Here is a 23105-nt window from a genome sequence, read left to right as displayed (position 1 = left end):
AAGGAATTGATCGAACCATCGTCTTGTGTACTGTATACAGAATACAAGAAGGCATAATGAGACACAGGGAGCTAATGTGATGATCAAGACAGCGCTGCTCAGCGGAACATGCATCGCGCTCATGGCCTCGGCGGCCGGAGCGGAAATCAAGGTAGGATTCATTGGGTCGCTTTCCTCGGACACCGGATTGTCGACGCTGCGCGGGGCCGAGATTGCGATTGAAGAGCTCAACACAAATGGCGGCGTGATGGGCGAACAGATCACCCTGGTCTCGGCGGATACCGGACAGGACCCGACCGAGGGCATCCGGGCCTATGAATACCTTGCGGAAACGGAAGAGGTTGATTTCATCATCTCGGGCTCGATTGACGATGTGTCGCTGGGATGGCTGCCCCGCATGCAGGAATACCGGATTCCGACGCTGGACACCTGGACATCCTACATCGGCATCATCGACATGGTGGTCGAAGACCCTGAAAGCATGGCGCCCTATTTCATGAACATCGCCTCGGATGAGGCGCTGGCCACGTTGTACATCAACTTTGGCGCGGATGTTCTGAAGGAAAAAATGGGGTGGGATTCCGTCGTCATTCTGGCGGAAGATACGGCCTTTGGCGAGGCGATCACCGGCCTTGTCACCGAAGCGCTTGCACCGGTTGCGGGTATCGAGGTCAAGGACATCATCACGTATGACGTCGCCACCGTCGATTTTGCTCCGATCTTCAGCCGTGCGCAGGATACCGGGGCGGACTTCATCTATCAGGTCTCGTCGGTGAATTCGCAGGTTGTGTCATCGCAATACGTGAAACTCCAGGTGCCGATGGCGATGACGGGCGTGAACGTCGCTGCGCTGGGTATGGAATATTGGGAAGATACGGGTGGTGCCGGTGGCGGTATCTCGACCCTGTCTCCGATCCCTTCGGTCGGGTTTCGGCTCGATCCGGCCAGCCAGGAGTTTGTCGATACCTATCAGGCGAAGTATGACAGCCGCCCGCTGCTGCCGCATTTCAACGGGTTCAACGCCTATCATGGGCTGAAACAGGCGATGGCCGCAGCCGAAGAGGCTGGCGGTTTCGACAATGTCGAAGGCTGGGCCGATGCGATGAAGAAACAGGATCTGGTTCTAGAACTGGATGGCCAGTTGTGGCTGCGTTACGCATTCTGGGGCGATGACGAGGTAGAGCCCGTGACTGGCCGTACTTACCCGCACAATATCCGTTTTGATCTGTCCGAGCCGTTCGACGATGCCGCGCCGTCAATGGTCGTGGTCCAGTGGTACGAGGACGGCACCGCCGCCGTTGTCTATCCCGAGAAATACGCGACGGGTGAATTCACTTTGCCAAGCTGGGTCAAACAGTAACCTGTCCGTTCGCTTAGCTTGAAATGGGTGCGCGGGCGCGCGCACCCGCAGCCAGGGATCCTTACATGTTGCAGATACTGATCCAGGGGCTTTTGCTCAGCGGTCTCTATGCGCTTATCGCAATGGGTTTCACGCTGATCTTCAGCATCGGTCGGGTCCTGAACCTGGCCTATGGTGCCTATCTGATGGTCGGCGGGTATATGTATTTCTGGGTGTCCCAGACGCTGGGAATGCCAAAGCTGATGGGCGTCGCAGTGGCCGTGGTTCTGGGCGTTCTGATGGGGGTGCTGAAATACCGCCTGATCGTCAAGACCCTGAAAGGGGATCACGTGGCCGTCGAAATATCGACGCTGATCCTGGCGGTCGTGATTCAGGCCGGGATCGTTCTTGTCTTTGGCGACAGCAGCAAGATCCTGCTGCCGATCGTGCCGGGCGTGATCAACGTGGCCGGAGCGTCCGTCACCTATAATATCCTGATCGCAACGATGATCAGTTGGGCCATTTTGCTGGGCCTGTATGCTTTTGTCCGCCTGACACATACGGGGCGGGCGATGCAGGCGGTGTCGATGGACGCCAAGGGGGCCGCGATTTCAGGGATCGACCCGGATCGGATCAACCTGATCACATGGGGTATCTCAGGGGCACTGGGTGCGCTGGGCGGCGTATTTTTCGCCAGCTATACGCAGCTTTCGCCGTCAATGTGGGTTGCACCTCTGATCATCTCGGTGGCCGTCGTCATTGTGGGCGGCATCGGGTCGATCATCGGCACGCTGGTCGTTGCTCATATCGTCGGCTTTCTCGAAGTCATCGTTGTCGCCACCCTGGCGCCGGAACTGCGCGGTGTCTTCACCATGCTGCTGATCATCGGCGTGCTGGTGACGCGACCGCAGGGCCTGTTCGGCCGCGAGGAGTTGTAACATGGGTCTGCGCTGGTTTCACTTTGTCCTTTGGGGCGGCCTGATTGCGGGGATGCTGCTGTTGCCCCAGGTCGTCTCGAACGGGACGCTGCGCACGATGATCTTTGCCAACTATCTGGCCATCTTCGCCATCAGCTGGGATGTGCTGTCGGGCAGGACCGGGTATGTGAGTTTCGGGCATCCCTTCCTGATCGGTATCGGGGCCTATACGACTGCCATCCTGACCAAACGGTTTGACGTGCCAGTCGAAATCTCAATCCCTGTGGCCGTGTTGGTTACGATGATCGCAGGCCTGATTGTGTTGTTGCCCGCTCTGCGCATTCGCGGCAGCTACTTCGCGCTGGTCACACTGGCTTTCATGGAGCTGCTCTATCAGCTGGTTCAGGTGATCCGTCCGGATCTGACCGGCGGCACACGCGGGATGTCGGGAATTCAAACCCTGACACGAGGCGCGGCAAACGGCTACTACCTGTCCACGGCCTTGATGCTCAGCGTGGCGGTCAGCATGTGGCTGCTGATGAAAACCCGGCTGGGCACTGCACTGGCCGCCATCGGGATGAATGAAGAAAGCGTGCGCGGTTCGGGCCTCAGCACCACGCGGTTGAAGGCCTTTGCGTTTCTGACCAGCGCGTTCATCGCAGGTCTGGGCGGAGCGTTCTATGTCCATTATCTGGGCTCACTTGCGCCCCGCGCGCTGTTTGACATCAACTTTCTTTTCACCATCATCGTGGCGGCCTTGCTGGGCGGAACATCGACCATCATCGGCCCCATGATCGGTGCGTTCTTCATGACGTTCCTTCTGGAATACCTGCGCCCCGTGCTTCCCGGGGCTGAACGGTATTTCGTCTACGGTGCCATCGCACTGCTTCTCTACATGTATCAGCCAAAAGGATTGGTTGAACTTGTGCAACGCGGCTTTCAAAGACTGCGGAAAGGGGGGCTGGCATGACCGTTGCGCTGAAAGTTTCCGGTCTCGTCAAACGGTTCGGCGGGCTGGTGGCCACGAATGATCTGTCCTTTTCCCTGCAAGAAGGAGAGTCGCTGGGCCTGATCGGTCCGAATGGCGCGGGAAAGACGACGGTATTCAGCCAGATCATGGGCGAATTGCGGCAGAACAGCGGTACGATCGAGCTGTTCGGCAATGAGATTTCGGCGCTGTCGACGCCTCAGCGTATCCGGGCCGGGGTCAGTAGAACCTATCAGATACCTCGGCCGTTCGGCGACATGAGTGTTGCAGAAAACATCAGGGTGGGCCTGATGCCGGACGACATCTGGCGCATGATCGTTTCGCCGCCGGATACGGACAGGGAAAAAGAGCTCGCGCTGAGTGTCGGGTTCACGGAAACGGATCTGAGCCGCTCACCCGCCGAACTGGCCATGGGTGATCTGCGCAAGCTTGAAATGGCCCGAACCATGGCCACCGCACCGCGTGTCATGTTGCTGGACGAGGTGTTTGCAGGTCTGACAGTCGGTGAAATCGCGCAGATTTCCGATCTCATACAATCCATGCGCAAGGACGGGATGACCTTTTTGATCGTCAGCCATGATTTGCCGGCGCTGGAACCGCTGATCGACCGCGCCATCGCCATCGAGCGGGGCACCATGATTGCCGAAGGCGCGTTCAGCGATGTGATGAACGACACGGCCGTTCAAGCCTCGTATCTGGGGAGCGTCTGATGTCCTATCTGGAAATCGAGAACCTGTCCGCGTTTTACGGCAAGGCCCAGGCGTTGACCGATATATCGATCACGGTGCAGCCCGGTGAGATTGTCGCCGTGGTCGGCCCGAACGGTGCAGGTAAATCCACCTTGTTGGACAGCATCATGGGCCTTGTGAAAATCGAAGGCGACATCCGGTTGCGCGGGCACAGCCTTGCCGGTCGAAGCCCTTCGGAAATCGTGCGTCACGGGGTGGGCTATGCGCCCGAGCGGTTCAACCTGTTTCCCTATATGTCGGTGCGCGACAACCTGATGGTGGGGGCCTTCACCGCACGAGACGACATCGAAAACAACCTTGAGATGGTGCACAGGCTTTTCCCACGTCTGCAAGAACGTGAAGGGCAGGAGACGTCGACCCAATCCGGCGGGGAAAGGCAGATGGTGTCCTTTGGCAGGGCCTTGATGACCAGCCCGGAACTGCTGCTTGTCGATGAGCCGACGATCGGTCTTGCCCCGAAGATCTGTCACGAGATTGCCGAAGTCGTCCGTCAGCTGAACAAGGAATACGGGCTGACCGTCGTCATCACGGAACAGAATGCCAATTTTGCCCTGTCGCTTGCCAGCCGCATCTATGTGCTGGAGTCCGGGCGGATGCAGACGTCGGGCACGGCTGACGAACTGAGAAATGACAAACGCTTGCTCGAGGCCTATTTCGGCGGCCATTGAGTGGCGTGGTTGGTAAGCCGGGCAGGTGCCGTCCGGCCATTCGATGGCGGGTGATTTCAGTTTCAGCCAAGTGCGGCCAGAACCTCGGTACTCACGTCGATGCCATGGGCTTCGGCGGCTGCCCGTTTTGCAAGGCGACCGTCGCCCGGAACCCGGGCGGACCCGTTGCCGGAAATCTCGGCGCAGATGCGGGCGACATATTCGTTGAAGGCCGCGTTGCCGAACCGGGTGGGATCGATGGCAATCAGGGTCGCTCCACCTTTGATGTTCAGGGCACCGAAGGATTCGCGCTCTTTGTTGTCCACGGACAGGGTTCCTCCCGCCAGCGCGGCGCCCAACACCTCTACCATGAAGGCGATCGCGGCCCCTTTATGCTCTCCGAACGGCAATAGGCTGCGGGTTTCAAGGATGGCATTTGGGTCTGTCGAGGGCTCGCCTTGGGGATCAAGACCGGCAGGGCGGGGCAGGTCGTGCCCCTCGGCGGCGGCCATGCGGATATCCATGAGGGCCACCATGGACGAGGCCTGATCCCAGACCACGGGCGCATCGCCATCACGCGGGCAGGCAAAAGACATGGGGTTGGTGCCAAAAACCGGGCGAACCCCACCTTGCGGAACCACCATGGACAACGAGTTGATCACGGCAAAGGCCACCAATCCGGCTTCGGCCAAAGGTTCTGTGTCAAACCGTAACGCACCCAGATGGTGGCAGTTCGCGCAGGTGAACGCGGCAATCCCGTTTTCCCGGGCCATCGCGATCAGATCCTCGCGGGCTGCTGTCGCTGCAACCTGATAGTACCCGTTGTCGGCATCACAGCGCAAAACGCCCGGGGCAACCTTTTCGGTTTTGGGCTTCGCGTGCCCGTTGGCATAGCCGGACGTGAAGCTTTGGACATAGACCGGCAACATGCGCAACCCGTGGCTGCGCGGGCCGTCCCGTTCAGACCGGGTGACGATATCGGCAAGTACATCACTGCTGCGCGTGTCCGCTCCGGCAGAAACAAGAACCGATTTGGCCAAGTCCCGAACTTCGGCAAGAGAAAGCGTTTTTGTCGGTTGTTCGGTCATCCGTTCGAGTCCCGTCTTTCTGTTTCGCACTCAAGCGCGCGGGCGTGTGTTTGCGGGATCGACAGCACATGTGTCGATGACCACGGCGTCGCGCATCTCATTGTGGACCAGCACCTGCATTTTCGTTCCGGGCGCCGTCATGTTCTGTGGCACTAGTGCCATCGCAATGTCGTGGTTGCAATAATAAGAGAACCCGCCCGAGGTAACACGGCCGATCAGCTTGCCCTGAGCATAGACACCCTCGTCAAACATCACCGATGTTTCGCCGAAGGGCAGTTTCAGCGTGACCAACCGCCGGTACGCGCCATCCTTTTTCTGTTTCAAAAGAGCGGCCTTGCCTATGAAGTCGCGACCATCTGTTACCACGAACCGATCAAGGCCGGCCTCGTATGGCGTCATGTCCTTGCAGATTTCGCGATTGATGGCGCGATAAGACTTTTCAAGACGCATGGATTCCAGTGCCTCAAGCCCGAAAGGTTTCACATCGGCCTTCAGCAGCAGGTCGACAAGATGGCGGTTGTAACCGACCGGGTGATGCAGTTCCCACCCCAGCTCGCCGGTATAGGACACGCGAAGCAGATGAACGCCCTTGGCGTAGCCCACTTCACCCATTTGCGCAGAAAGCCAGGGGAAGGTTTCGTTCGACAGATCATTGTCGGTCAATGGTTGCAGGATCTCTCGTGCCTTGGGGCCTGCCAGTGCAATCACGCCCAGTTGTTCTGAAACATCTTCAAGAAGGACAGAGCTGTCATTGGGCAGCAAACGTCGCAGTTGATCCCAGTTGTAGGCGCGCCAATTCGGGGTGGAGACCAGGTAAAAATCATTCTCGGCATAGCGGACGACCGTGTATTCCGCATCCATGCCACCCTTTGGGTTCAACAAAACCGACAGGGTCATTCGCCCCACTTTGGGCAGCCTGTTCGCCATAACGCCATCCAGCCATTTGGCGGCCCCGGGTCCGCGCAGGGTGAACTTGGTCATCGGCGACATCTCGATGAATCCGGCCACGTCACGGGTGGTGAGTACCTCTTTCTGAACGCGTTCCATGTGGTTGGTGCGACGGAAGGAATGTTCCGGAACAGCGTCCTCGCGCGATTTGGCGAACCAGCGCGGAAACTCATATCCGTTGAAGCTGGTCCAGACGGCGCCATGCGCGCTCAGCAGATCGTAGGACCCCATCGTTTTCATCGGGCGCGCGCCGGGAAAATCCTCTCCGGGGATGTGCGCGTTCATGTGGGTTCCCCACGTTTCGCGCACCTTGTCCATGGTCCACCGCTTGGATGCGTAATCCGAAAAACGGCGGGGGTCGAGTTCGGACATGTCCATGCCCGGATCCCCATCGACAATCCAGCGGGCCAGACGTTCACCAACGGTTCCACCCCACAATATGCCGCCGGGCATGCCTTCGGCCAGCCACAGGTTTTCATGCCCCGGTGCGGGTCCCGCAAGCGGCAACTCGTCCGGTGTCATCTGGAACGGACCTCGGGTGTTGGCCTTGATACCTACCTCTGCAAGTGTCGGAACCCTCTCGATGGCACGTTCCCACTGCGCTTGGACCGCGTCGAAATCTTCGGGCAAGAGGTCGGCGCCAAAGTCAGGCGGCACGCGATCTTCGGCAAATAGCTTGAGGTCTTTGGTGAACTCATATGGGCCGAACTGAATGCCGCCCACATCTTCGCGCAGATAGGCACCGTAATCTTCATCCCGCAGGATCGGGAACTCGGGCAACCCTTGCGCGCGGCGTTCTTTCAGCAGCGGAACGGTTTCGGTCGTCCAATATTGGTGAACGATTGGAATGCAAGGCAGATCCAGACCAACACGGCGCGCGTTTTCGCGGGCATAGTTTCCGGTCGCGAAGACAAGATGTTCGCAAGTGATCTCACCTTGATTGGTTGCCACCTTCCAATGACCGTTTTCCAGTTTTTCATAAGCCAGCGCTTCGGTGTTCTGAAACACTTTGGCGCCTTTCTCGCGCGCCAGCCTGGCCATTGCCATGGTGATGTCAGCAGGGTTCACATAGCCGTCCTCGGTATGCAGGATGCCGCCGCGAATATGTTCCGATTGGTTGAGCAGAGGGTGCAGTTCGGCGATTTCTTCTGGCGTCAGCAGTTTGCAGGGCACACCGGCAGCTTCGGCAATCGAGACATAGGACAGGAACTCGTCCCAGCGTTCCTGCGTATTGGCAACGCGCAACTGGCCCACCTGGCGCAGTCCGACCGAGGCGCCGATCTTCTTTTCGACTTCGGAATAGATGCGGATGGTCTCCATCGTCATCTTCGAAACGTTGTGGGATCGCACGAAGGTGACCAGCAGACCCGCCGCATGCCAGGTAGAGCCGGAGGTCAGCGTCGTTCTCTCCAGCATGACTGCATCTGTGCACCCGTGCTGCGTCAGCCCATAAAGAACCGAAGCCCCAACGCATCCGCCTCCTACGACGACAACCTTGGCATGTGACTGCATTCGACGCATTCCTTCGTGAGGCTGTTTTCGTTTCCAGAGGGTCATTCAAAACGAAATCAGCGGGCTGAGAACTGGTTGAACTGTTTACGTGAAATCTGCGTCAGGCAATTCGAAAAATTTTCCGGTCCAGCTGAGTTCAGTTAAACCATGATCAGGTTTGCCGGTGATCTCACGCGGTCTGTGAGGCGGCCCGCAAAAATACCGGCCATCTTTTGTTTCGGATTGTTGTGTTAGCGCAAACTGTGCTGGTAAGGTCTGACATCGGCTTGGGGTGCGCTTTGTTGCGCCCGCGATCCGTGCGGCATACGAAGGGGGAAAATCGCGTGTATCTCGGTCTGGATTTGGGGACGTCAGGTCTTCGGGGAATTGTGGTCAGCGAAGAGGGCAAAGTCGTCGCCGAAGCCGAAGCAGGTGTTGAGACATCGACGTTGCATCCCGGCTGGTCGGAACAAGATCCGTCCGATTGGGTGGAAGCCTGCCAAAACGTCGTTGCCCAATTGCGCGCGTTGAATGGTGCTGCATTTTCTGCGGTGCGCGGCGTTGGTCTGAGCGGCCACATGCACGGTGCCACGTTGCTGGATCGGGATGGCAAAGTGCTGCGGCCCTGTATCCTTTGGAACGACACGAGATCAGCGCAGGAAGCTGCGGAGCTGGATGGTCTGCCATCGATGCGCGCGATCACCGGGAACATCGTTTTTCCGGGTTTCACCGCACCCAAGCTGGAATGGGTGCGCAGACACGAGCGCGACGTGTTTGAAAAGACATCCAAAGTGTTGCTTCCGAAGGATTATCTGCGTTTCTGGCTCACCGGTTCCTATGTCAGCGACATATCCGACAGCGCCGGTACGGCGTGGCTGGACGTTGGAAAGCGAGAATGGTCAGTCACCGCGTTGGATCAAAGCCACATGCGCTGGGACCAAATGCCAGACCTGGTTGAAGGCAGTTCGGCAGGCGGAGAACTGCGGTCAGAGATCCTCGGGCAGTGGGGCTTGACCGGGCCCGTCGTGGTTGCCGGCGGGGCCGGTGACAATGCGGCAGCGGCCTGCGGTATCGGAAGTATTGGTGAGGGCAGCGGATTTCTTTCCTTGGGCACTTCGGGTGTGCTGCTGGTCGCAAAGGAAAGCTATGCGCCCGCGCCGGAAACAGCTGTTCATTGCTTTTGTCATGCGGTTCCGGATCGCTGGATTCAAATGGGTGTGATCCTGTCGGCCACCAACAGTCTCAACTGGCTGTCGCGTCACCTCGGTCAACCCGTCGGTGCGCTGGCGTCGACCCTGCCGGATTCGGTGAAGGGGCCGTCAAAGATCACCTTCCTTCCGTACCTGTCCGGTGAACGGACGCCCCATAACGACAGTGACATACGCGGGGCATTCCTGGGGCTGGATATCGCATCGGAACCCGCTGACCTGACGCAATCCGTGACAGAGGGGGTTTCCTTTGCCATGCGCGATTGCTTGGAGGCGCTCAAAAGCACGGGCACCAATCCCGAAAGTCTGCTGGTCGTCGGTGGCGGGGCGCGGTCGCGGTTTTGGCTGGAAACGCTGGCCACGGTTTTGAACACGCCGCTTGCTGTGCCCGATGGAAGTGGGTTTGGCGCAGCCATAGGCGCAGCGCGTCTTGCTGCATGTGCGGTGGACGGCGCCGACCCCAAGGATGTCATGCTGTCCCCGGAAGTCGCTGAGCGTGTTGAACCACGTCTCGAACTGACCGGCGCATATGAGGCGGAATATCAGCGGTATCGCGAATACTATGCTGCTTTGTCCCCTTTGGCCGCGCGCTGATGGCTGATCCCAAACGCATGCCTGTCGAGCAGGTCCTTCTGGAAGACGGAAACATGTCCGTTTCCCTGTTGAACTATGGCGCAATCACGCAAGGCTGGTGGCTTGGCGAAACACCTTTGATATTGGGCTACGAAAACCCGCAGGATTACCTGTCGGACCCGTTCTACCTTGGCGCGATGGTCGGGCGAGTGGCCAACCGCATCGGCGGGGCACAGTTTGCATTGCAGGGGCGTGTTCATCACCTGACAGCAAACGAAGGGCCGACCACGCTGCATGGTGGTCCGAGCGGGCTGTCACGCAAATACTGGGATATCGTGAAAACCTCTCCAAATCAGTCGGTTCTGTCCTTGACTTCACCTAAAGGTGAAGGCGGTTTTCCCGGAGCGGTCAATTTCGAGGTGCATGTCGAACTGACCTGTCCGCGTCTGATCTATACAATCAGGGCGCGCCCGGATCGCCCAACGCCGATCAGCATCGCGCAGCACAATTATTACACTCTGGGCTGTCCAGAGGATATCATGGACTGCCGGCTCAGGCTAAGATCGAACCGGGTGCTGGAGCTGGACGCGCGTTCCGTTCCTTTCGGAGATATCTCCGCCGCCGGCGATAATGTGCCAGATTTCGCGTTGTCCCGCACCGTCGGGGCAGAGGGGCGCGAGCTGGACCATTATTTTGTGTTTGATGAAAGTGGAACCCATGATCATCCGGTGGCAGAGGTCACGGCACCTTCGGGATTGAGGATGAACCTGTATTCAGATCAACCCGGCGCACAGGTCTATGCCGGGGCACATCTGTCAGGCCGATTTAGCCCGTGTGCGGGGCTGTGCATTGAGCCGTCAGGATATCCGAACGCCGTGAATGTCCCTGCGTTCCCGTCCGTCATCCATACGCCGGACAACCCGTATCGACAAACTCTGACACTTGAGATTTCCGAGGAACGATCATGAGACTTCAGATTGCAGCAACTGCCGTAGGCATCTGGATGTCGCTTTCAATTGCTCAGGCGCAAGACTTTGGTCCGAAACCGGAATTCATCGAACCTGACTTTGCTAACGCAGAGTTGGGGCAACTGCTGTTCTACGATCCGATCCTGTCGGGCAACAAGAACATAAGCTGCGCAACCTGTCATCATCCGAAGCTGGGAACGTCCGACGGGTTTTCACTGGGTATCGGCGAAGGTGGGGTCGGGCTGGGTGGTCAGCGCAAGGTCACACAAGACAACAGACCCGAACAGCGCATTCCCCGGAACTCGCCCGCGATGTGGAATCTCGGGGCGCTGGAATTCACGACGTTTTTTCATGACGGTCGCCTCGAGGCGGATCCGTCACAGCCCAATGGCATTAGAACGCCGTTGGGGACGCATATGAGGCCGGGGTTCAAATCGGCTTTGGCAGCGCAGGCGATGTTTCCGGTGCTGTCGCCTGACGAAATGGCGGGGCATTATTCTGAAAACGAGGTGAGCAAGGCCGTACGACTCGGCTTGCTGACCCAAGAGGGTGGCGCCTGGGATCTGATCGCCGCGCGCGTGGCGGCGATACCAGAGTATCAAAGGCGATTTGATGACATTGCGCCCGGAGAAGACATCTCCTTTACCGCAATCGCCAATGTCATTGCCGATTTCATCGCGTTTGAGTGGCGGGCTGACAACAGCCTGTTTGATCGTGCGATGCGAGGCGAAGAAAGGCTGCCCGAACAAGCGCAGCTGGGGATGGCGCTGTTCTACGGAAAGGCTGGATGCAGTGCCTGCCATTCCGGCTGGTTCCAGACCGATCACGGGTTCCATTCCATCGCCATGCCTCAGATCGGCCCCGGAAAATCAGCCCGTTTCGAAAATCATGTGCGGGATGACGGGCGACTGCGCGTCACGGGCGACAAGGATGATGCCTTCGCATTCCGCACGCCTTCGCTGCGCAACGTGACCCTGACGGCGCCATATGGCCACAGCGGTGCCTACGCACGGCTTGAAGATGTCGTGCGCCATCATCTGGATCCGGTTTCCGCGTTGCGGAACTACGCCATCGAAATGGCTGACCTGCCAGAGTTTTTCGGGGCAGAGGATCAAAAGGCTTTGCTTGACCCCCAGCATGTCGAAGCCATAGCAGCGTCGAACGATCTGGCGCCCATCGACCTGAGTGATGACGAGGTCGATGCCATCTTGAGTTTTCTGGGCACGCTGGAAGATCCGGCTGTGCGGCTGGGTGTTCCCCAAACGGTTCCCAGCGGATTGCCCGTCGATCAATGATCAACGGCCGAGGCGGATTACCTGATTGGCATCTACCTTCTGCCAATCTCCATGTTCACCATCAGGCCAAATCACCCTTGTTTCCGCAGTTTCGAAGTTTCCTAGACCAAAGTGGTTGAACCCGGCAATTCCGCTGGCGTGCCCCCCGCCAATGGTCACTTCACGGGTTTGAACGCCCTCGGGCGTCCTGACCTCGATAAAACCGCCGACTGCCTGTCTGTTGGGGTGGCTCTGGCCGAGATCAATCATGAGCCAGTTGCCGGTCGTCGGTTCATTCTGGAAAACCTCAAGGTCCGAGCCGCGATTGACCACCACCAAATCCAACCACCCATCCCCGTTGAAATCCGCCAGCGCCCCGCCGCGGGACTTTGCCATGGACGCGACACCAGCTTGTGATGCTGTTTCGACAAACTGACCGTCGGCGGTCTGCATCAACAGGTTGTTGGGGTCGTTCTGCGCCGCGTCGGGCATCTGCTCGACATTGCCTTTGGCGACGAAAATGTCGTCCAGCCCGTCATTGTTGACGTCCCCGAACTGTGCATGCCAGCCGGTCGAGGGGCGGCCGTCACCTCCTGCATGTGGCCTGTGTGCCGTTGTTCCACGGTCGTAGGTTGCATCCCGCCATGTTGGCCCATCTGATGCAGGATCAAAAACCTGGAATTTCTGGTCCCCCATGGACGTCAGGTAAACATCGGAAAAACCGTCACCGGTCAGATCCCGCGAGGCGATCCCCATGCCCCAGATCGAATAGGGCAGCCATCCATCGGCCTTGCTGTACAGGCGCGGGGTGTCTTCCATAGCCCACAGTTGCTCTTGCCCGCCACGCACATAGTAGTGGCGGTCATTGCTGACACGCAGATCCGCGCGGCCCGTGCGCGCCCAATCGGAAAACAGGATCGAAAGGGAACAGTGACCGGGTTCCAAACGGACAGGATCGCCATACTTTTCGCCTTGGGGTCGGTACAGAAGCGTCGGCCCGCAAGCCTCAAAAGGTCCGTCCGGATTGCTTCGATCGACATAGGTTCCAAAGGCCAGCGTTGGCAGGGTTTGCCCGCGTTCCCAAGTGGCGGAAAAGCCGGTGGTCCAATGGTCCTGAGGCTGAAAACCCAGTGCCGTGAACGGCTCGAACGCGCAGTTCGGTTTGCCGCGCAGCAACAGGTCTTTGCCTACGCGTAAGACCGCAAGGTCCAGGATCCCATCGCCATCAATGTCTACCGGGTATGCGCCGGTCACACGGGTCAAGGATAACTGACCTGGCGCATCCGGAAGAAAACTGACATCTGTGTCGGATGTGTTGATGAACAATTGTGCTGGGTTTGATCCGCCAGCCACGAACATTTCAGGGCGGTCGTCATCATTGCAGTCGAAGACCGCGACACCCCCGCCGACGAAATGTTCCCAGCCGCCATCGTAAACATGGCCGGGGGTTTCCACCTTTTGAAAGCGGGGTGGAGCGATGTCCGCAGCGGCAGCGGAACCTACCGCAAGCAAGATTGCCATCTTAGTTCGCATGAGCCGCCAGTTCCCTGACCTTCAGGATAGAGACTTGTTCAATCCCATAAGCCGCTGCCCCTTTTGCCCACATTGAATCGCCCCAGTGGTTGACCTTGATTTCCGGCAACGGCGCGTCGACGCTGACGACGCCGTTTTGGACACGTGCCATCACCTCGTCCGAATGCAGGTAATCAAAGCGACCTCTGGCGCCGGACAGGATAATGCATTCGGGGTCGAACAGATTGATCAGGTTCGAAACCCCCATCCCGAACATTTGGCCCGCGCGGGCCAGAACGGAAATGGATCGGGCGTCGCCGGCTTTTGCTGCAGCGAGTATATCGACAAGAGTGCGGGGATCCGTTGCTTCACTGGCGATCGTGGCTTCGCGGATCAGGGCGTATTCCCCCACATAGGCCTCGAGGCATCCGCGCTGCCCGCACTGACACAAGGCGCCGTCCAACTGAACTTTGAGGTGCCCGAATTCTGCGCCGCATCCGCGTTCACCGCGATAAAGCTTGCCATCAAGAACGATGCCCAGGCCGATGCCGTGTTCGATCGTAACAACCAAAAAATTCTTCAGCCCCTTTCCCAATCCGAAAAGCTGTTCTGCCTTTGCGACCAGATTGGCGTCGTTTTCGATGAAGGCAGGGCAGGGGAGCACCTCGGACAACAGCGGGCTCAAATCCACATTTCGTTCCGTCAGCGAAGATGACCAATGCACGAAGTTCTGATTTGCATCGATAAGGCCAGCGATGCCGATGCAGACACCTGACAAATCGGCAAGGGATCGGTTTGCCGAGGCGCAGGCCTGATCAAGCACGGCGCGGATCTTTTTGGCAAACGCATCCGGGGCCATGCGGGCTTGGTCCAGCGGATGCGTGTACGAAGTGATCTCGGTTCCTTCGAAATCCACGAGAATGACTGAAACCTGCTGGCGGGCGACTTTCACGCCCGCAATCAGATGTGACGCGCCATTCAGTTTCAATTGTACCCGCGGTCTGCCGCGGCGCGCTGATTTGGAAGATGTTTCGCTTTCTATTTCCTCAATCAGACCGGCAGACAGCAGATCGGCAGTGGCGGTCGTGATGGTCGCTGGGCTGGTCTCCAACGCGCTGGCGATGTCGATTCGCGAAATGGTGCCTGTGGCCCGGATTTTTTCCAGAACGCGCAAGCGAGTGACGTTCCTTTGGTCCGTGGCATTTGAAGAAGCTTTGCTTTTCAGCATCTTGCCCTCGCGAATCTGATCCCTGTTTCAACCTAGGTGGTTTTTTCAGTTACCGATAGCATAAATATTTTACCGACTGAAATAAATATGCTACTCAGAATTATCGGGGCCACGAATCATGAAACGATGGCCCAATGAAACCGGGAGGAAATCATGAAACGAATTCTCAGCGCCTCTGTCGTGGCGGTCCTGATGGGGACAGCCGCATTCGCAGAGCCCACGGTCGGCGTAAGCTGGTCGAATTTCCAGGAAGAGCGTTGGAAGACCGACGAAGCGGCGATCAAGGCTGCACTGGAAGCGGGCGGTGCGGAATACATCTCGTCTGATGCCCAATCTTCTTCTGCCAAGCAATTGTCGGATATTGAAAGTCTGATCGCCCAGGGCGTTGATGCGCTGATCATTCTGGCGCAGGATTCCCAGGCCATCGGCCCGGCAGTGCAGGCCGCGGCAGACGAAGGCATTCCGGTCATCGCGTATGACCGTCTGATCGAAGATGACCGTGCCTTCTATCTGACATTCGATAACGTTGAAGTTGGCCGGATGCAGGCCCGCGCGGTGTTCGAGGCGATGCCGAAAGGCAACTATGTGATGATCAAGGGCTCGCCCACGGATCCGAACGCGGACTTCCTGCGCGGCGGTCAGCAAGAGATCATTCAGGCCGCCGTTGACAGCGGCGATATCGTCATCGTGGGTGAAGCTTACACCGACGGTTGGCTGCCTGCGAACGCACAGCGCAACATGGAACAGATCCTTACCGCGAATGAAAACAAGGTTGATGCCGTCGTGGCCTCGAATGACGGTACTGCCGGCGGCGTTGTTGCAGCCCTGACCGCGCAGGGCATGGAAGGCATTCCGGTCTCGGGTCAGGATGGCGATCACGCGGCGCTGAACCGGGTTGCCAAGGGTACGCAGACCGTTTCTGTCTGGAAAGATGCGCGTGAGCTGGGCAAAGCTGCCGGTGAAATTGCAGTTGCGTTGAGCAATGGAACAAGTCCCGAGGACATTGAAGGTGCCATCAAATGGACTTCGCCCGGCGGAACCGAGATGAATTCGGTCTTCCTTGCGCCCGTACCGATCACCAAAGACAACCTGTCCGTCGTGGTCGATGCTGGCTGGATTCCGTTGGAAGACCTGTGTCAGGGCGTCGAAAGCGGCCCTGCACCCTGTAACTAAACCAGGTTCCAAACCATAATATCTCTGGCCCGCAAGGGTGGGCCAGAGATCATAGCTGAACATGAAAGATCGGATATGACCGAAACTTCGTCTCAGCCGGTACCCCAAAAAGCAAAGGCCAACCTGTTTCAGCAACTGGAACTGGATATGCGGCTATTGGGCATGATCGGCGCCTTCATCATCCTGTGCATTGGCTTCAACATCGTGACGGATGGCCGCTTTCTGACGCCTAGAAACCTGTTCAACCTGTCGATCCAGACCGTCTCGGTTGCGATCATGGCCTGCGGCATGGTGTTCATCATAGTCATGCGCCACATTGACCTGTCGGTTGGGGCGCTGCTGGCGACCACATCTGCCGTGATGGCGATGACCCAGACCGAGCTGTTGCCCAACGTATTGGGAATGGGTTTGAACCACCCGGCGACCTGGGCGATCACTTTGGTTGTGGGCCTTGTGGTCGGCACATTGATCGGCGCGTTCCACGGTTGGATGGTGGGGTATCTGACCATCCCAGCCTTTATCGTGACGCTTGGCGGTTTTCTGGTCTGGCGCAACGTCGCCTGGTACATGACCGACGGCCAGACGATCGGCCCGCTGGACAGCACGTTTCTGATGTTCGGGGGGACAAACGGAACCTTGGGAACAACCGTCAGCCTCCTGTTCGGCCTTGCCGCCACGGCTGTTGCGATCTGGGCGTTGTGGAGCGGTCGCCGGTCCAAAGCCGCTCATGGTTTCCCTGTTAAGCCGGTCTGGGCTGAAACAACGCTGGCCGGGATCATCGGCCTTGCCATCATGGGGTACGTGTTGATCGTCAACAGCTATGCGATCCCGACCCGTCGTCTTGAACGCATGTTCGAAGCGCGCGGCGAGACCATGCCGGAAGGGTTGGTTGTGGGATACGGCATTCCGATCTCGGTCCTGATCCTGATCATTGTGGCGGTGACATTGACCGTCGTGGCCCGCAAAACCCGCTTTGGCCGCTACATCTTTGCCACCGGCGGCAACCCGGACGCGGCCGAGTTGTCGGGTATCAACACCCGTTTGATGACCGTCAAGATCTTTGCCCTGATGGGGTTCCTGTGCGCGCTGTCGGCGGTTGTGGCCTCGGCCCGGCTGGCCAATCACTCGAATGATATCGGAACGCTGGATGAGCTTCGCGTGATTGCCGCTGCCGTGATTGGTGGAACCGCGCTGTCCGGCGGCATCGGAACGATCTACGGCGCAATCCTTGGCGCGTTGATCATGCAGGCGCTGCAATCGGGCATGGCCATGGTTGGCGTGGATGCGCCGTTCCAGAATATCGTCGTCGGCACCGTCCTGGTTCTGGCCGTCTATATCGACATCGTCTATCGCAAACGTCTGGGGGCGAAATGATGCAAGCTCAAGAAACACAGAACCAAGCTTCGGGCCGTGGGTCCGGCCAGCCTCCGCTGGTGGAAATGTGCGATATCTCGATTTCCTTCGGGGGTATCAAGGCGGTAGACCATGTGTCGGTAGATCTCTACCCGGGCGAGGTCGTGGGCCTTCTGGGCCACAACGGGGCCGGTAAATCCACCCTGATCAAGGTTCTTTCGGGCGCCTATCAGATGGACCATGGCGAAATCCTGATCGACGGCAAAAAGGTCGAGATCAACAACCCCCGCGACGCGCGCGCCAACAATATCGAGACGATCTATCAGACGCTGGCGCTGGCGGACAACCTGGATGCAAGTTCAAACCTGTTTCTGGGCCGCGAAATGGTCACGCCCTTTGGCCTGGTCAACGACGCCGCGATGGAGGCGGAATGCCGCAAGATCATGGCGCAGCTGAACCCGAACTTTCAGAAGTTCAATGATCCGGTCTCGGCCCTGTCGGGCGGTCAGCGTCAATCGGTGGCCATTGCACGGGCGGTGTATTTCAACGCGCGTATCCTGATCATGGACGAGCCCACGGCCGCACTTGGTCCGCACGAAACACAGATGGTGGCGGACCTGATCCAACAGCTTAAGGCGCAGGGGATCGGGATTTTCCTGATCGACCACGATGTACACGCGGTGATGGAGCTGTGTGACCGGGCCTCGGTCATGAAGAACGGGCAATTGGTTGGAACGGTCGATATCGCAGACGTCACCGATGACGATCTGTTGTCGATGATTATTCTGGGCAAAAAGCCCGGCGAAAAGACGGAATGAGGTAAGCGAAATGACGAGCGGTTTTTTTCAGGGAATTGAAGAAGTCCAATTTGAAGGCGAGGACAGCAAGAACCCGCTCGCATTCCGCCACTACAACCCGGACGAGATCATCTTGGACATGCGCATGGAAGATCACCTGCGTTTTGCCGTGGCGTGGTGGCATTCCTTCGCGTGGGAGGGTGGAGATCCGTTTGGCGGCCCCACTTTCGAGCGCCCCTGGCACCCACAGGATGACATGGGCCGCGCCAAGATGAAGGCCGATATCGCGTTCGAGATGTTCCAGATTCTGGGACAGCCCTATTTCTGCTGGCATGATGCCGATATCCGACCTGAACAGGGGAACTTCGCCGAAAATCTCCACACGTTGAACGAGATCACCGACTATATCGGTGAAAAGATGCAAGTGTCCGGCACCAAGCTGTTGTGGGGTACGGCCAACATGTTCAGCCATCGCCGCTGGATGGGCGGTGCCAGCACCAATCCCGACCCCGACGTCTTTGCCTTTGCTGCCGCCACGGTGAAATCCTGCATGGATGCCACCCACAAACTGGGCGGCGAAAACTATGTGCTGTGGGGCGGGCGCGAAGGGTACGAGACGCTGCTCAACACTGACATGAAAACCGAGCTGGATCATATGGGCCGGTTCCTGAACATGGTGGTCGAGTACAAGCACAAGATCGGGTTCAAAGGTGCGATCCTTGTCGAACCCAAACCGCAGGAGCCATCAAAGCACCAATATGATTTCGATGCCGCGACCTGCATCGGTTTCCTGCGCAAATACGGGCTTGAGAATGAGGTCAAACTGAACCTCGAACAGGGTCACGCGATTCTGGCGGGGCACAGTTTTGAACATGAGATTGCCGTAGCCGCAGCCGAAGGGATGCTGGGCTCCATCGACATGAACCGGAACGATTATCAATCCGGGTGGGATACGGATCAGTTCCCCAACAACACTCCCGAGGTTGCGCTGGCCTATTACCACATCCTGAAAGCGGGTGGATTTACCACCGGCGGTACCAATTTCGATGCCAAGCTGCGCAGGCAGTCGATCGACGCCGAAGATCTGATCGCCGCGCATGTGGGCGGGATGGATATCTGTGCCCGGGGCCTGAAAGCAGCGGCAGCGATGATCGAAGATGGCGGATTGGAACAAGCGCTGGCTGATCGGTACACGGGCTGGAATACGCCCGAGGCGCAGGCAATGCTGACCTCTGGTCTTGACGAGATTGCAGCGCGGGTGCTGGCCGAGGATCTCAATCCAGATCCGCGCTCGGGGCGTCAGGAAATCCTCGAGAACTACGTGAACCGATTTGTTTGATCCCCGTGGGATCAGCCGGTCCTTAAAATAACTTGTGTACAATGCCCCGGAAACGCGTGAGTTTGCTTCAGCGTTGCCCGGGGCTTTCCCTTGCTGGGCGCAACGGCATCAAAGGCCCGTCGGGGTCGAACAAGTGGGGCGAGCAGGGTTTTGGCGGATCAATCGGCAGGCAAAGCGGTGTTTCTGAGCGGCAGTCTGATGCTGCATGTGACACGCATGTCATTGACCACCAGCATTGGCCTGATGGCCATTTTTGCCGTCGACTTTGTCGATATGATCTTCATCTCGATGTTGGGCAACGATGCGCTGGCGGCGGCGGTGGGCTATGCCGGGACGCTGCTGTTTTTCACCAACGCGATCAATATCGGATTGTCGATTTCCGCCGGGGCGCTGGTTGCGCGCGAACTGGGGGCCGGGCGGGCTGAACAAGCAAGGCATTACGCGTCCAGCGTGGCCGTTATCGGGCTGATTGCCGGGCTGACGACCTCGGGACTGGTCTTGTTGAATCTCAGCTACTTGCTGTCCTTGCTTGGCGCGGAAGGAGAGGTTCTGAGGCTGGCGACGCGTTATGTGTCGATCATCCTTCCGACCATGTTCGTGATGTCCATTGCGATGACGGCGATGGCCGTGCTGCGCGCCCATGGCGATGCGCGGAGGTCAATGATGGCCACGATCTACGGCGGAGTGGTGAATGCGGTTCTGGACCCGATACTGATCTTTGCGGTCGGGCTGGGGCTGGATGGGGCCGCTATCGCCTCGGTCCTGGCGCGGCTGTGCATGTTGGGGGCGGCGTTGTGGCCAGCGCTTCGGGTGCATCGGGGATTTGCGCACCCTTCACTGAAGCAGGTTGCAAAGGATTTGCGACCCGTGCGGGCGATTGCAATTCCAGCGGTGCTGACAAATGTCGCCACGCCGATCGGCAATGCAATCGTTGTGCGGGAAATCGCGCAATATGGAACGGATGCGGTTGCGGGCATGGCCGTGATCGGGCGCCTTTTGCCGGTGGCGTTTTCGGTCATCTTCGCTCTGTCAGGCGCGATAGGGCCAATCATCGGGCAGAATTTCGGGGCCGAAAAATTCGATCGTGTGCGCGCTGCCTTTCTGGCAGGGATCAAGTTCACGGCCCTTTATGTCGTTTGCATGTCGGCCATTTTGTTTTTGCTGCGCGCCCCGATTGCAGATTTGTTCGCAGCCGAGGGCGAAACCCGAAGTCTGATCTATCTGTTCTGCGGTCCGTTGGCTTTGGCTTCGTTCTTCAATGGCGTGATCTTCGTGACAAATGCCAGCTTCAACAATCTGGGGCATCCGGTCTATTCCACATGGATAAACTGGGGTCGTCACACTATCGGCACTTGGGTTTTCGCGACGATTGGTTCACAGATCGCCGGCGCATCCGGCGTTCTGCTGGGGCAGGCGTTTGGAGGCGTCATCTTTGCAGTCATAGGCTGGGTTATGGTCGCGCGGGTCGTGGCGCGGTTGGAGCGCTCGCAAGCGCTCGAGCCTTTTTCAGATCAGGGTCGGCTTCATTCGCTGTTCGGGCGTCGCGGCTGGTGATCAGGTCGGATCAGTTCCCCTGATTGCGTGCTTCCAGCCGTTCCAGATTGACCACGGTTGACAGCATCAGGCGGTCATGGCTCCAGTCCTGCGTTTGCTGGATCGACGCAGACCCCAATGCAAGAAGGGTGGCGAAGGTCAATGCCATCCCCAGGAACAGAGCGGGCAGGGTGGGCACCGCCGGCTGTGCATCGGTCAATGCAAGCACGCGCTGACGCAGCACGCGCTTGGCCTTGCCGCCCGTCACAAACGCAACATTCAGAACGCGAGGATTGTTTGCCGAGATTGTACGCGCGCAATAATCCAGCAGGCAGGAAGTGTATTCGCGCGCATCGATCCGTTTGCGGGCCACCACGGACTGGTCGCATGCCAGTTCACGCAAGCGGCCGAACTGATACTTGAGCATCAGATAGGCTGGGTTCCAGAACAACAACGGGCGCAGCATTTCAAAGCCCAGTTCCCATTCCACGTCACCGGCCCGAACATGCTGAAGCTCGTGCGCCAAAGCAAAGCGCAGTTCGTGCGGGGTATCCAGCAGATGGCTTGGCAGAACGACATGGCGACGGCGCAATCCGCGCACAGCGAACGGTACGGTGATGCGATCCGAAAGACGAATGTCTACCTTGGCCGACTGCCGCCAAAGAAAGCTGGATTTGACTGTCTGACGGATCATCGCCGCGTCCCTCAGAGCGCGGGCCGCAAACAGGGCGGCGACCAAAACAAGCAGCGTTGCAAGGGCAGTGATCACCGGCTGTTGCCCTGACAATGCAAGGTCCACCCACCGTTCACGGGTGTTCAGCAAGGCCTCGAACTGGGTGGCGGGCATGGCGATATCGCCGCGCAGATAGGCGGCAACGGCGATGTCGCCAAGCGCCATGGCGCTGCCCGGCCATGCGTAAGAGGCGAATGATGACACGCCCAACGCAAGAAACGGGCTGATCAGGACGCACACGCACAGCGCCTTGAGCGCACGCAACTGCGCGACATAGCTGTGGCGCAGGGCTGTTCGGGTCAGGGCTGCGCGGGCCGCCAGCCAGATGACGGCTGACAAGGCCAGCACGATGTTGAGTTCGATAAACGTGTCGAGAACCGGTCTAACCGCTGTCATTTTGCAGTCTCCTTTCTACCAGTGCTCGAATTTCCTCCAGGTCGGCTTCGCTCAGCCCCGCATCATCGACAAGCCGGGCCACCAGTGTGGCGGGTGTGTCGTCGAACAGAGTGCGGGACAGGTTTTGCAAAGACCGGGCCTGATATCTGTCCTTTTCCAGAAGCGGCGTATAGATCAGGGTCTTTCCTGTCTTGCGGCTTTCCACAAAACCTTTCTCGTCCAGAATACGCAGGATCGTGGCACCGGATGTATAGGCCAGATTGCGCTCCGAAGGCAGGCGGTCCAGGACATCTCGCACCGAGCCTTGCCCGAGGGCCCAGAGCTCGTTCATGAACTCCAGTTCAACCTCGGTCAGCAGATTTGTTGTCTTTTTCTTTCGCATCGATCTCGGTGTTGTCATGTTTAGTATGCCTGACAGACAAGCATCCTTTCGCGATTTCTCAAAGTCTAAACTTTCCAGAACACAAAAACGCCCCAGCCGATAGACAGGAAAAGAGGTGTCCATACCGGCTGCCCGACAAGGCCCAGCCAGGCGAGGAAGATATAGGCGGACCCCAGAAGGGTGATGAAGAGCCGATCGCCCAATGTGGTTGTCAGCCCCAGTACACCGCGCCGTTCTATGCCATCGCGATACTTGAAGCCCTCAAGAATGCCAATCAGTGCGATGGCCGAAAAGATGCCGACAAATACGGCAAGTGTCGCCGGGGTCCAGGCCATCCAGAAGTCGGGCCACAGTGGCGCAGTCCAGGAAAAGCCTTTTTCCTCTGGCTGGCCGACGCTGCCCCATCCGGCCTGCTGGGCAAAGGTCGCGGAAGGCAGAAAAAGAAGGGTGAGAAGAAGTTTACGCATAT

Annotated in this window: 20 protein-coding genes; 13 read left to right on the top strand and 7 right to left on the bottom strand. The window is 58.3% G+C overall.

The annotated features are described in order from the left end of the window. Nucleotides 1-79: 79 nt before the first annotated feature. The 5 genes from I9184_RS07630 (at nt 80) to I9184_RS07610 (ending at nt 4661) form a co-directional block, all read left to right on the top strand. A complete protein-coding gene (locus tag I9184_RS07630) occupies nt 80-1360 on the top strand; it encodes an ABC transporter substrate-binding protein (protein ID WP_209833531.1) in 1281 nt (426 codons plus the stop codon). 65 nt (nt 1361-1425) lie between these two features. Beyond that, nucleotides 1426-2277: a branched-chain amino acid ABC transporter permease gene (locus I9184_RS07625; RefSeq protein ID WP_171633515.1), complete on the top strand. Its 852-nt coding sequence runs from the start codon at nt 1426-1428 to the stop codon at nt 2275-2277. Between the two features lies 1 nt (nt 2278). Continuing rightward, the gene (locus tag I9184_RS07620) at nt 2279-3226 is read left to right on the top strand and encodes a branched-chain amino acid ABC transporter permease (protein WP_171119494.1); all 948 of its coding nucleotides are present in this window, start codon (nt 2279-2281) and stop codon (nt 3224-3226) included. Then, complete coding sequence (locus tag I9184_RS07615; RefSeq protein ID WP_171119617.1) at nt 3223-3954, top strand: ATP-binding cassette domain-containing protein; 732 nt, start codon at nt 3223-3225, stop codon at nt 3952-3954. Before I9184_RS07620 ends, I9184_RS07615 begins: the two co-directional genes overlap by 4 nt. After that, nucleotides 3954-4661: an ABC transporter ATP-binding protein gene (locus I9184_RS07610; RefSeq protein ID WP_209833529.1), complete on the top strand. Its 708-nt coding sequence runs from the start codon at nt 3954-3956 to the stop codon at nt 4659-4661. The genes I9184_RS07615 and I9184_RS07610 overlap by 1 nt, the downstream gene beginning before the upstream one ends. A 62-nt stretch (nt 4662-4723) precedes the next feature. Here I9184_RS07610 and I9184_RS07605 read toward each other — a convergent pair whose 3' ends face one another. Both I9184_RS07605 and I9184_RS07600 read right to left on the bottom strand, forming a co-directional pair. Then, on the bottom strand, nt 4724-5728 hold the full coding sequence (locus I9184_RS07605) for an Ldh family oxidoreductase (protein WP_209833526.1): 1005 nt from the start codon (nt 5726-5728) through the stop codon (nt 4724-4726). A 30-nt stretch (nt 5729-5758) separates the two neighbouring features. Beyond that, nucleotides 5759-8188 carry an FAD-dependent oxidoreductase gene (locus I9184_RS07600; protein WP_209833525.1) on the bottom strand — a complete coding sequence of 810 codons (2430 nt, stop codon included), beginning with the start codon at nt 8186-8188 and terminating at the stop codon, nt 5759-5761. Between the two features lie 323 nt (nt 8189-8511). Here I9184_RS07600 and xylB point away from each other — a divergent pair, with 323 nt between their 5' ends. Genes xylB through I9184_RS07585 form a run of 3 tightly spaced genes read left to right on the top strand, consistent with a single transcriptional unit; the run spans nt 8512 to nt 12211 of the window. Then, nucleotides 8512-9969 carry a xylulokinase gene (xylB, locus tag I9184_RS07595; protein WP_171633504.1) on the top strand — a complete coding sequence of 486 codons (1458 nt, stop codon included), beginning with the start codon at nt 8512-8514 and terminating at the stop codon, nt 9967-9969. Continuing rightward, entirely contained in the window at nt 9969-10916 is a 948-nt protein-coding gene (locus tag I9184_RS07590) for an aldose epimerase family protein (RefSeq protein ID WP_209833523.1), read from the top strand. Before xylB ends, I9184_RS07590 begins: the two co-directional genes overlap by 1 nt. 35 nt (nt 10917-10951) lie before the next feature. Then, the gene (locus I9184_RS07585) at nt 10952-12211 is read left to right on the top strand and encodes a cytochrome c peroxidase (protein WP_209833738.1); all 1260 of its coding nucleotides are present in this window, start codon (nt 10952-10954) and stop codon (nt 12209-12211) included. On the opposite strand, the gene I9184_RS07580 is transcribed toward I9184_RS07585, so the two are convergent. Together I9184_RS07580 and I9184_RS07575 are read right to left on the bottom strand one after the other, a co-directional pair. Next, nucleotides 12212-13711 carry a CRTAC1 family protein gene (locus I9184_RS07580; RefSeq protein WP_245217985.1) on the bottom strand — a complete coding sequence of 500 codons (1500 nt, stop codon included), beginning with the start codon at nt 13709-13711 and terminating at the stop codon, nt 12212-12214. Between the two features lies 1 nt (nt 13712). Further along, nucleotides 13713-14930: an ROK family transcriptional regulator gene (locus I9184_RS07575; protein WP_209833519.1), complete on the bottom strand. Its 1218-nt coding sequence runs from the start codon at nt 14928-14930 to the stop codon at nt 13713-13715. A gap of 153 nt (nt 14931-15083) precedes the next feature. Here I9184_RS07575 and xylF point away from each other — a divergent pair, with 153 nt between their 5' ends. From xylF to I9184_RS07550, 5 genes are all read left to right on the top strand, one after another. Beyond that, entirely contained in the window at nt 15084-16103 is a 1020-nt protein-coding gene (gene xylF, locus I9184_RS07570) for a D-xylose ABC transporter substrate-binding protein (protein ID WP_209833517.1), read from the top strand. Between the two features lie 75 nt (nt 16104-16178). Continuing rightward, nucleotides 16179-17477, top strand: a complete 1299-nt coding sequence (locus I9184_RS07565) for a sugar ABC transporter permease (protein WP_171633491.1) — start codon at nt 16179-16181, stop codon at nt 17475-17477. Further along, nucleotides 17477-18274, top strand: a complete 798-nt coding sequence (locus tag I9184_RS07560) for an ATP-binding cassette domain-containing protein (RefSeq protein ID WP_209833736.1) — start codon at nt 17477-17479, stop codon at nt 18272-18274. The genes I9184_RS07565 and I9184_RS07560 overlap by 1 nt, the downstream gene beginning before the upstream one ends. A 10-nt stretch (nt 18275-18284) precedes the next feature. Continuing rightward, a complete protein-coding gene (gene xylA / locus I9184_RS07555) occupies nt 18285-19592 on the top strand; it encodes a xylose isomerase (RefSeq protein ID WP_209833515.1) in 1308 nt (435 codons plus the stop codon). A 150-nt stretch (nt 19593-19742) separates the two neighbouring features. Next, the gene (locus I9184_RS07550; RefSeq protein ID WP_348539511.1) at nt 19743-21146 is read left to right on the top strand and encodes an MATE family efflux transporter; all 1404 of its coding nucleotides are present in this window, start codon (nt 19743-19745) and stop codon (nt 21144-21146) included. Between the two features lie 10 nt (nt 21147-21156). On the opposite strand, the gene I9184_RS07545 is transcribed toward I9184_RS07550, so the two are convergent. From I9184_RS07545 to I9184_RS07535, 3 genes are all read right to left on the bottom strand, one after another. Then, nucleotides 21157-22254 (bottom strand): M56 family metallopeptidase, encoded by a 1098-nt coding sequence (locus I9184_RS07545; protein ID WP_171633486.1) that lies wholly within the window; start codon nt 22252-22254, stop codon nt 21157-21159. Then, a complete protein-coding gene (locus I9184_RS07540) occupies nt 22241-22636 on the bottom strand; it encodes a BlaI/MecI/CopY family transcriptional regulator (protein WP_170346648.1) in 396 nt (131 codons plus the stop codon). The genes I9184_RS07545 and I9184_RS07540 overlap by 14 nt, the downstream gene beginning before the upstream one ends. A 65-nt stretch (nt 22637-22701) precedes the next feature. Further along, nucleotides 22702-23103: a DUF2160 domain-containing protein gene (locus I9184_RS07535; protein ID WP_171633483.1), complete on the bottom strand. Its 402-nt coding sequence runs from the start codon at nt 23101-23103 to the stop codon at nt 22702-22704. Nucleotides 23104-23105: the final 2 nt, after the last annotated feature.

Source organism: Ruegeria sp. HKCCE3926 (genome assembly GCF_017872515.1).
Classification (GTDB): domain Bacteria; phylum Pseudomonadota; class Alphaproteobacteria; order Rhodobacterales; family Rhodobacteraceae; genus Ruegeria.
The sequence above is the reverse complement of the archived record's forward strand: the minus strand, read 5'-3'. Positions and strand labels throughout refer to the sequence as shown.